Origin of the sequence: Streptomyces sp. 8L, assembly GCF_020176795.1 — a bacterium.
Lineage (GTDB): Bacteria > Actinomycetota > Actinomycetes > Streptomycetales > Streptomycetaceae > Streptomyces.
In genome coordinates this window covers 1-9,295 of sequence record NZ_JAIUKE010000470.1, presented here as the reverse complement: position 1 = coordinate 9,295, position 9,295 = coordinate 1, and the positions used below count along the sequence as shown (strand labels likewise).

At 72.5% G+C, this 9,295-nt stretch carries 7 protein-coding genes and 1 pseudogene; 3 read left to right on the top strand and 5 right to left on the bottom strand.

Features of this window, described 5'->3' with window-relative positions; genetic code table 11:
- The first annotated feature begins 183 nt into the window (after positions 1-183).
- Both LCE31_RS31390 and LCE31_RS31385 read left to right on the top strand, forming a co-directional pair.
- Positions 184-777: a helix-turn-helix domain-containing protein gene (locus LCE31_RS31390; RefSeq protein ID WP_225020392.1), complete on the top strand. Its 594-nt coding sequence runs from the start codon at positions 184-186 to the stop codon at positions 775-777.
- A gap of 211 nt (positions 778-988) precedes the next feature.
- Positions 989-1,891, top strand: coding sequence for a class I SAM-dependent methyltransferase (locus LCE31_RS31385; protein ID WP_225020389.1), 903 nt, complete (start codon positions 989-991; stop codon positions 1,889-1,891).
- Between the two features lie 13 nt (positions 1,892-1,904).
- On the opposite strand, the gene LCE31_RS31380 is transcribed toward LCE31_RS31385, so the two are convergent.
- Positions 1,905-2,549 (bottom strand): response regulator, encoded by a 645-nt coding sequence (locus LCE31_RS31380; protein WP_225020387.1) that lies wholly within the window; start codon positions 2,547-2,549, stop codon positions 1,905-1,907.
- Positions 2,534-3,862 (bottom strand): sensor histidine kinase, encoded by a 1,329-nt coding sequence (locus LCE31_RS31375; RefSeq protein WP_225020385.1) that lies wholly within the window; start codon positions 3,860-3,862, stop codon positions 2,534-2,536. Before LCE31_RS31375 ends, LCE31_RS31380 begins: the two co-directional genes overlap by 16 nt.
- Before the next feature lie 291 nt (positions 3,863-4,153).
- Between LCE31_RS31375 and LCE31_RS31370 the strand changes: the two genes are divergently transcribed.
- On the top strand, positions 4,154-5,140 hold the full coding sequence (locus tag LCE31_RS31370; RefSeq protein WP_225020383.1) for an alpha/beta fold hydrolase: 987 nt from the start codon (positions 4,154-4,156) through the stop codon (positions 5,138-5,140).
- A 181-nt stretch (positions 5,141-5,321) separates the two neighbouring features.
- Here LCE31_RS31370 and LCE31_RS31365 read toward each other — a convergent pair whose 3' ends face one another.
- From LCE31_RS31365 to LCE31_RS31355, 3 genes and pseudogenes are all read right to left on the bottom strand, one after another.
- A complete protein-coding gene (locus tag LCE31_RS31365; RefSeq protein ID WP_263632536.1) occupies positions 5,322-8,231 on the bottom strand; it encodes an N-acetylmuramoyl-L-alanine amidase in 2,910 nt (969 codons plus the stop codon).
- A 211-nt stretch (positions 8,232-8,442) separates the two neighbouring features.
- Positions 8,443-8,847 (bottom strand): DUF6188 family protein, encoded by a 405-nt coding sequence (locus LCE31_RS31360; protein WP_225020394.1) that lies wholly within the window; start codon positions 8,845-8,847, stop codon positions 8,443-8,445.
- A 5-nt stretch (positions 8,848-8,852) separates the two neighbouring features.
- Positions 8,853-9,295, bottom strand: a pseudogene (locus LCE31_RS31355) (hypothetical protein); the annotation flags it as partial.

Sequence of the window (9,295 nt, the reverse complement as noted above, 5' to 3'; positions counted from 1 at the left end):
GGGCGGGGCCAGGCGGGAGCCGTACGGACGCGGCGCGGGGGGCGTGACTCCGGGAGAGAGCGTCATCCCGGGAGACGCGTGCGCGGACGTGGCTGCGCGGACGTCACCCCGGGACGTGCGGGCGCGGACGCGGCGCGGACGTGGCTCCGGAACGCCTCGCGGTCACGGCATACGGTGGTGCCCATGACGCCACACGACGGCGGGCTTGACAGCCTGGTGCGCCAGCGCATCCGCGCGCTCCGCCTGGCGCAGGGCTGGTCCCTGGAGGAGCTGGCCACCCGCGCCAGGCTCAGCCAGTCCACGCTCAGCCGCATCGAGAACGGGCAGCGCCGCCTCGCTCTGGACAGTCTCGTCACGCTCGCCCGCGCCCTGGACACCACCTTGGACCAGCTCGTCGAGACCGCCACCGACGACATCGTCACCAGCCCGGTGATCGACGTCACCCGTGGGCAGATGCACTGGCCCATCACGGCGTACCCCGGCATGACCGTCGTGCGCCGGCGCATGACCGAGCCGCCCCCGGACAGCCCCTCCCGCATGCGGGCCCACCCCGGCCACGAATGGCTCGTCGTCCTCTCCGGCACCGCGGTCCTCCTGCTGGGCGACCGCCGCATCCGCGTCGAGGCCAACCAGGCCGCCGAGTTCCCCACGATGCTGCCGCACGCCATCGGCGCGGAGGGCGGCCCGTGCGAGGTCCTCGGTGTCTTCGACCGCGACGCCCGCCGGGGCCACCAGCGTGCGGGGGGCGGCGACGAGGGGAGCGGCCCGCCGCGGTGAGGCGTGCACGTCGTGTGTGGACGAGTACGTGCGTACGTGACGTGCGTACGCGACGCGCGACGTCTGACGCGCGACGCGCGATGCCCAACGCGTGCGGCGTGGGCGGCTCCCGGCGGCGCGCGCTTGCGTCTCCGGCAGCTCCTCCGGCCATCGTCTTGCGTATCCGGCAACTGATCGTGCCGTGCGCGCATGGCCGCCCTAGTGTGTCCGTATGACCAGCACCTCCCCGCACGGGGACCCCCATGGCCACGGCGGGCACCACGCCCACGCCCACGCGCACACCACCGGCGCCGATGCCGACGCGGCGGCGGACCTTCTCGACCTGGACGCGGAAGTGCTCGCCGAGCACACCGCCTCCATCACCGCATGGCTGCCCCTCAAGGCCGAGCCGCGTCACATCGTGGACCTGGGCTGCGGCACCGGAGCCGGTACGTTCGCGCTGCTCGCGCGCTTCCCGGACGCCGAGGTGACCGCTGTGGACGCCTCGGCCGACCACCTGCGCCGCCTGCGGGAGAAGGCCGAGGCGAGCGGTGTGCGGGACCGGGTGCGCACCGTGTCCGCCGACCTCGACGCCGAGTGGCCCGCACTCGCGGCTCCCGATCTGGTGTGGGCCTCCGCCTCCATGCACCACATGGCCGATCCCGGCCGCGCCCTGCGCAAGACCCGCGAACTGCTCGCTCCCGGCGGGCTGTTCGCCGTCGTCGAACTGGCCGGCTTCCCGCGCTTCCTCCCGCCGGACGCCCCGGAGGAGCGGCCGGGACTTGAGGAGCGCTGCCACCGGGCGAGCGACCGCTACCACGCAGAACACGTGCCCCACCGCGGCGCCGACTGGGGGCCGAAGCTGACCGCCGCCGGATTCACCGTCGAGGACGAACGCACGATCACGGTGCGTCTCGACGGCACCCACAGCGAGGCGGTCGGCCGCTACGCCCTGGAGAGCCTGCGCCGCCTGCGCGGCACCGCCGGGGAGTCGCTCCCGGCCGAAGACCTCGCCGCGCTCGACCGGCTGCTCGACACCGAGGGCCCCGAGAGCATCCTGCGCCGCGACGACCTCGCCGTACGCACCGAACGCACCGTCTGGGCCGCACGCCGGCCGGGTCACCAGGCCGCCTGACGAAAGCGGCGGGTCAGGCCTGCAAGTAGGCCAGAACGGCCAGGACCCGCCGGTTGTCCTTCTCGGACTGCTGAAGGCCGAGCTTGGCGAAGATGTTGTTGCTGTGTTTGCTGATGGCCTTCTCCGTCACGAACATCCTGGCGGCGATGGCCGCGTTGGAGCGGCCCTCGGCCATCAGCGACAGCACCTCGCGCTCGCGAGGGGTCAGTGTCTTCAGCGGTTCGTCGCCGTCGTGCCGCGCCAGCAGGGACGCGACCACGTCCGGGTCCATCACCGTGGCACCGGCCGCGACCCGGCGCACGGTGTCGATGAACTGCGCGACGTCCGAGACCCGGTCCTTCAGCAGGTAGCCGACCGCGCCGGCCCGGTCGGACATCAGCTCGCGGGCGTAGAGCTGCTCCACGTACTGCGAGAGCATCAGGACCGGCAGACCGGGGACGCGGGCGCGGGCCGCGATCGCCACCCGCAGCCCCTCGTCGGTGAACGTCGGAGGCAGCCGTACGTCGACCACCGCCACGTCCGGCCGGAGCGACTCCAACGCCTTCGCCAGGGAAGGGCCGTTGTCCACCGCCGCGACGACCTCGAACCCGTAGGCGCGGAGGATGCGGATCAAGCCCTCGCGCAGCAGGGCCAGATCCTCGGCTACGACAACACGCATGGCAGCGACATCCTCACCTCGGTCGGTCCACCGACCGGACTGTGCACGTCCAGGGTCCCGTCGAACGCGCCCAGCCGCCGCCCGATCCCCCGCAGCCCGGTGCCCCCGTCGAGAGAGGCGCCACCGCCGCCGTCGTCGCCGACGAGCATGCGCAGCAGCCCGCCGCCCTCGTCGGTGTACTCCAGGAGGATCGAGACGCGGTGCGCGGCGGCGTGTTTGACGGCGTTGGCGAGAGCCTCGGCGACCGCGAAGTACGCCGCCGACTCCACCGGGGCGGGCAGCCGCCCGGGGAGCCGTACGGTGACCTCGGTCGGTACCGGATTGGCCAGGGCCAGCGCCTGGACCGCCCCGTCGAGGCCACGGTCGGCCAGGACCGGCGGATGGATGCCCCGCACGAGGTCGCGCAACTCGACCAGGGCGGCCGAGGTCGACTCCCTGGCCTCGGACAGCAGGCGGGCGGCCGCCTCCGGGTCCTGGGCCAGCAGCTGTTCGGCCAGGCCCAGGCTCATCCCGAGCGACGCCAGGCGGGCCTGGGCGCCGTCGTGCAGATCGCGTTCGATCCGGCGGAGCTCACTGGCCCTGGTGTCGACGGTCTCCGCCCGCGAGGCCGCCAGCTCCGTCACCCGCGCCCGCAGCCTGGCCTGTTCTGTGGGGGCCAGCAGCGAGCGGATGACCACCGCGTTCAGCCTCGCCAACGGCGCCGCCGTGACGTACCAGAGCGCCAGGATCGCCAGGCCGAACGGGATCGTGACGGCCGACTGGGCGACGCTGTGCAGGTGGGAGTACGGGCCCAGCGGGGTGCGGAACACCTGCTCGGGCGTCACTGCGAACACCAGCGGGTACACGGCGTAGAACACACCGGACAGGAAGATGAGGAACGAACCGCCCGCGGTGAACCACCCGATGACCGGGTTCACCGCGAGCCAGGCCCAGTCCCGCCAGGTCGCCGGGTCCTTCAGTATCGCCCACAGCCGGGTCCGCCAATTCCCCTCAGGGAGCGGTACGTAGGAGCGGACGACCGGCTCTCCCAGCACATCCCCCGCCCACGCGCGGTGCCGGTCGGCGAACCAGCGCACCAGCACCGTCGACACCAGTGCCGCCGGCAGCCCGGCCCCGATCACGACCAGCCCCACGGCCGTGCTCCACAACACCAGCAGACCCGCTGCACCCACCGAGGCGAGCAGGAGCACCAGCGACCAGCCGAGCAGCCGGAAGCGCTGCACCAGGGCCGCCCGCACGCCCCTGCCGGGGGCCGGGGGCGGCTCCGTGGCAGGTCGGTGGACCGCGTCGGGCCGGGGATCGCGTCCGGTCATGAGACGCACATCTTCACATGTGCCGCGGGTGCGGAGCACCGGGGCCTCGGGCGCCGGTCGCGGGCCGGGCGCGGCAGAGGGACGGGGCCGCGCGGTGTGGGGGTCGGGGTCATGTCCCCAGCCTGGCCCGGCACCCCCCTGCCGCACAGTGGGGTTTTGTCCACCCCTTGAGGGGTCCCAGCACCCGTGCCGGGGAGCAGCGCCGCGAGCAGGGTTGAACCCATCGAGAACGACACGGGAAAACACCGCCGCGAACTGCCAGGCCCGCGGCGCGACTCTGGGGAGACCGCCATGACCGCGAAGAGCCCGACCTCGGCACCATCCCGCCGCACCTGGATGGCCGTGAGCGCCGCCGCGGCCCTCACGGCGGTCCTCGCCGGCTGCGGGCGGTCCGGTGCCTCCGCCGCCTCCCACCCGGCCACCGGTGAACGGGTCGCGGCGACGGCCCATCCGGCCTCCCGCACCGACCCGGGCGCCCACCGCCCCACCGGGACCGGCGCCCGCACCGGGGCCAGCGCGAGCGCCGGCACCCACATGATCACCAACGAGGGGCACAGACTGGCCTTCCACGTCATCCCCGGCCGTCTGCCCGCGATCGTGCTGGACGCCGGGGGCGGGGAGGACTCCTCCTACTGGAAGACGATGGCCCCGGCCCTGTCGAAGAAGACCGGACACGAGATCATCACCTACGACCGCGCGGGGATGGGCGCGAGCGACGAGGTCCCCGGCCCCTGGAACGCCGAGAACGCCGTCTCGGACCTGAAGGCCGGTCTCACCGCTCTCGGAGCCGATCACGTGATCCTGGTGCCGCACTCCGAGGCCGGGGAGATCGCCACCTGCTTTGCCCGTGCGTACCCGGGACAGGTGGACGGCGCCGTCCTCGTCGACGCCACCCTGCCGCAGTTCTCCACCGACACCGAGATCGCCCGGGTCGCGGCCGCCAACCAGGCCCAGGTCGACGCGTTGAAGGGCAGGCCCACCACGAAGGCGGAGCGCCAACTGCTGGCCGTCGCGGCCGGCTTCGTCGCGGATCAGAAGGCGTACCACAAGGTCGCCTGGCCGTCCCGCGTGCCCGCGACGGCCATCGTGTCCGGCCAGACCCCGTTCCCCACCTCGCCGCCCGACGCTCAGGCGTGGCGCGGCGCCCAGGCCGAGTTCGTCAAGGAGGCGCCCAACCGGCACCTCGTCACGGCCACCCGCAGCTCCCACGACATCCCCCTCGACCACCCCGGTCTCGTCGAGTCGCGGGTCGAGGCCATGCTGAAGGCCGTCGGCTGACGCCAGCCCGTCAGCGGTGGCGGATCGCCTGCCGCGCGGCGGTCCGGCTGTGGCTGCCGACGCGGCCGGTACCGGACCGCCCGGAGACGGGACCGGCCCCGGCCCCGACCGTATGGCCGGGACAGGGGCCGGGACAGAGACCGAGCCCGGGGCCGGGACCGGGGCCTGGCCTCTCGTGTCCTCAGGGCAGCAGGTTGTAGGTGCCCCAGCCGCTGCCGATCTCGGTGCGCCTGGCGAACGGCGCGGTCGCGCTGCCGGTGCCCCGGTAGAACCACAGCACACCGGACTTGTCCCGCGCGATCAGGTCACCGATGCCGTCGCGGTCCAGGTCACTCGGCCCGGCGATGGTGTTGTACGTGTCCCAGCCGCTGCCGATCTCCGTGCGCCTGGCGAACGGGGCGGTCGCGCTGCCGGTGCCCTGGTACAGCCACAGGACGCCCGACGCGTCCTCGGCGACGAGGTCGGCCCTGCCGTCGCCGGTGAGGTCGCCGGTGGACGTCATCATCGTGTAGGTGTTCCAGCCGGGGCCGATCTGCTGCCTGGCGAGGAACGGCGCGGTCGCGCTGCCGGTGCCCTGGTAGAGCCACAGCGTGCCGGAACTGTCCCGGCCCACGAGGTCGGGCTTCCCGTCGCCGGTCAGATCGCGGGCGCCCCACAGGGCGTTGAACATGTTCCAGCCCGTACCCACCTTGACCCGCGCGCGGAATGGCTGGCTCGGGTTGCCGCTGCCCTGGTAGTACCAGAGCGTCCCGCTCGTGTCGCGGGCGACCATGTCGCCGGTCCCGTCCGCCCGCAGCGCGCTCAGCGGGGTGATCGCGTCGTACTGCTGCCAGCCGGGGCCGACGCGGTAGCGGCTGTAGAACGGCGCGGTGGCACTGCCGGTGCCCTGGTACTGCCAGAGCACACCGGACGTGTCACGCGCGACGATGCCGTAGCGGTCGGTGCCCGCGTCCGGAACGGTGCTCGTGGCCACCTGCACATCACTCGATCTCACCCACGCGAGCCGGTGGTTGTAGCGGATCGGGTAGAAGGTGGCCGTGCCCGTGACGAGCGTACGGTCGTGGGGCGCCGTGCCCGCGAACGTACCGGCGTTCCAGTAGTCGCCCGGCCGGGCGGGGCCCGCCTGCACATAGGCCTGGCCGGCGGGGATGCCGTACTTCGTCAGCGAGGCGCTGTTCTGGTCCTGTACGGGCACACCGGTGGGCGCGTAGGCCGCGTCCTCCGGGTAGGCGCGCCCGTACACCGGGATGGACGCCGCGCCCGCCCTGGCCTTGAGCACCGGCTGCCCGGCCGTGCCGACCGGCGCGGTGAACTGGCCTCCCGGGTTGGAGAACCAGGCCTTCTTCCCGCCGTACCAGATGGCGGTCCAGTCGTTCTGCGCCTCCGCGACGACGTACTCACCGCCGGCCACCACCTTGTCGCCCCAGTTCGGGCCGTCCGTGCTCGCCACGTTCGGCATGTACGGGTCGCTGATCGGTGCCGCGCTCGTCGAGGGCGAGGCGTACAGGTAGCCGAAGTTGGCGGGCTGCTTGGCGACGGCGCTGCCGTTGTAGGTCAGCTTCGGCTGGTTGGCGGTGGTGAACGGCGGTACGACCCGCACCACTTGGCCCGCCTTGAGCGGGCCGCCCGCGCCCCCCGCGCCGGTGGACACACCGAGCAGGGACATGTAGTGGTTCCAGTCCCAGAACGGGCCCGGGTCCCAGTGCTGGGTCGCCACGTTCGCGTCGAGGACGCCCGGCACCTCGTCGTGGCCGATGATGTGCTCACGGTCGAGCGGAATGTCGAACCGGGCCGCGAGGTACTTGACCAGCGCCGCGGACGACTCGTACTCCGAAGGCGTGTACCAGCTGCCCGCCTTGATCGCGTAGCCCTCGTGCTCGACGCCGATCGAGTGCATGTTGACCGTCTTGTTGGCGGCGTGCCACGCCTCGTCCTTCGTGGCCACCATCTGCGTGACGTGCCCGTCGGACGCGCGGATCAGGTAGTGCGTGCTGGCGTACGCGCCCGGGTTCTGGAACTCGCTCACCGAGGACGCGTAACTGCCCTCGGTGTCGTGGATGACGATGTAGCGGATGTCCTCGCTGCCGGAGGGACGGTCGGCGACGTTGTAGTTGCCGAAGTCGTCCGGTGTGGTGCTGTTCTGCTTGAACGCGGCGGGCTTGAAGTCGCAGGCGAGGCCGGCGGGGCACTCGGGCGCGGGCGCGGCCGTGAGACTCGCGTGGGTGGTGTTGGTGGCGTCGCTCGCCGTGTTCGCGCTCGCGGTCGTCGCCGTCGGTGCGTTCGCCGGAGGCGCCGGGTCGACCGACGGGTCCGCGGGCAGCGACACCCGCTGGCCGTCCGCCGTCACACTGCTCTGCCCGTCCCTGACCGTGTCGAAGACCCGCTTGGCGAACAGCCCGGCGCCCTCGGCGTCGGGGGACTGGCTGTACCGCTCGACCGCCGCGTACCACTGGCCGGGGTCCTTCGAGAGCGAACGCCCCGCGGCACGCTGGTACGTGGCGAGCAGCGCGGCTCCGGCACGGATGCTCTGCCCGGTGTCGTCCCGCACGTCGCCGACGGGCCTGCCGATCAGCTTGGCGGCCTGGTCCAGGGTGTGCAGGCGCGGATCGCCGGTGTCGACCGACGGCGCCGCCGAGGCGAGCGCCCGCTTGGCGTCGAAGTGCTTCATGACCGCCGGATCGCCACTCATGTTGAGGTGCGAGAGCCGCTCCTGGCCGGTGGGCCGGTCCAGATCGCCGGGCGTCACCCGGGTCAGCCCCATGACGTTGTACGAGCCGGTGGTGGACGGCTCTCCGCCGTGGGACTCCCAGAGCGACGACTGGTACGAGACCGCCATCAGGACGCTCCTCGGAACGCCGAACTCGCGGGCCGCGCGGTCGAACTGGGCCTGGAGCGCGGTGTTCGGGGCCCCCGCCCGCGCGCCGGAGCCCGGCTCGGGGCTCCCGGTCGACGCCACCGCGAAAGCGGCCGTGCCGAGCAGAACCGCCACGGCCACGCCCGAGGTGACGCCCTGGGCCAGGAGCCGTCTTCCCCGGTCTCCTCGGACGCTCTCGTGTCTTCGGTGCTGCTTCAACTCTCGGTGCTGCTTCAATCCCCACCCCTTGTGTCTTCGAGGCCCGGTGCGAACGAATGGACGCAGCGGGCAGAGGAACGCTAACCCACATCGAGGACATGTGGAGGAAGGAAGGAGAGGGTGTGACCGCGGAGTGGTCCCGAGGGGCGGCGCCGTTCGCGGCCCGGTCCCGCGGGGGCGGGGTCGCGTGCTTCGGCCCTCGCCTCCGCACGCGCGGCGTGGCGGTGGCTCAACCGCGCCAGATGGCAAGCTCCTTGGCGGGCGTGGAGACGATCCGCGTCTTCTCCGGGGAGGTCAGCTCCCACGGCTCGAACTCGTCCGAAGCGTCGACGTGGACGCAGGCGCCCCCGGTCAGCCCGATGTCGAGCCGCCCGTCCTTGAACGCGTGCACGTGGTCCACACCCATGTGGAGGAGCAGCAGGCCCGGAGCCAGTTGAGCGGGTCCGCCCTCGGGGTCGATCACCGACTCGGTGCCGTCCGGGCCCCGCAGGACGAACGCGCTCTCGATCCTCGCCTCGAACGACGTGGACGCGCCGGACACCTGCACGGTCACCGCCCAGTCGAAGGCGACGCGGGTGACCGTGGCGTCCTCCGGAGCGATGCGCCAGTACTCTTCGTGTTCGTCCATCTGCATGTCGCTCACTGGGGCCACCATTTCCAGGACTGCCCGACGGGAATGTGCGTCGCCGGCTTCGGCCCGGGCTTTCCACTGATGTCGACGGGCTGGCCGTTGGAATTGTAGACGCGGATGTAGCCGTCGGGGTATTTCTCGGTCGGGTCCATCACCCTCACCATATCGGCGTTGCCCTCGGCGCCGGCCCGCTGGAAGACGACGCCCTTGCCGTTGTCGGCGACGCGCGGTTCCCAGCCCTCGGGTACGGGTTCGGGCGTCTTTCCGGCGGCTTCCTGGTATCGGGCCGCCTCGGCCGGTGCCTCCGCGGGCTCCTCGGAGGGGTGTTCCGTCTGCGTCTCCTCGAGTTCGTCCGACAGCGCTTCGTCGACCTCGGTGGTTTCGGCGTCGATGGTCTCGATCTCGGGGACGGCTTCTGCGGCTGTTTCGAGTTCGGTTCCGACATCGGCGA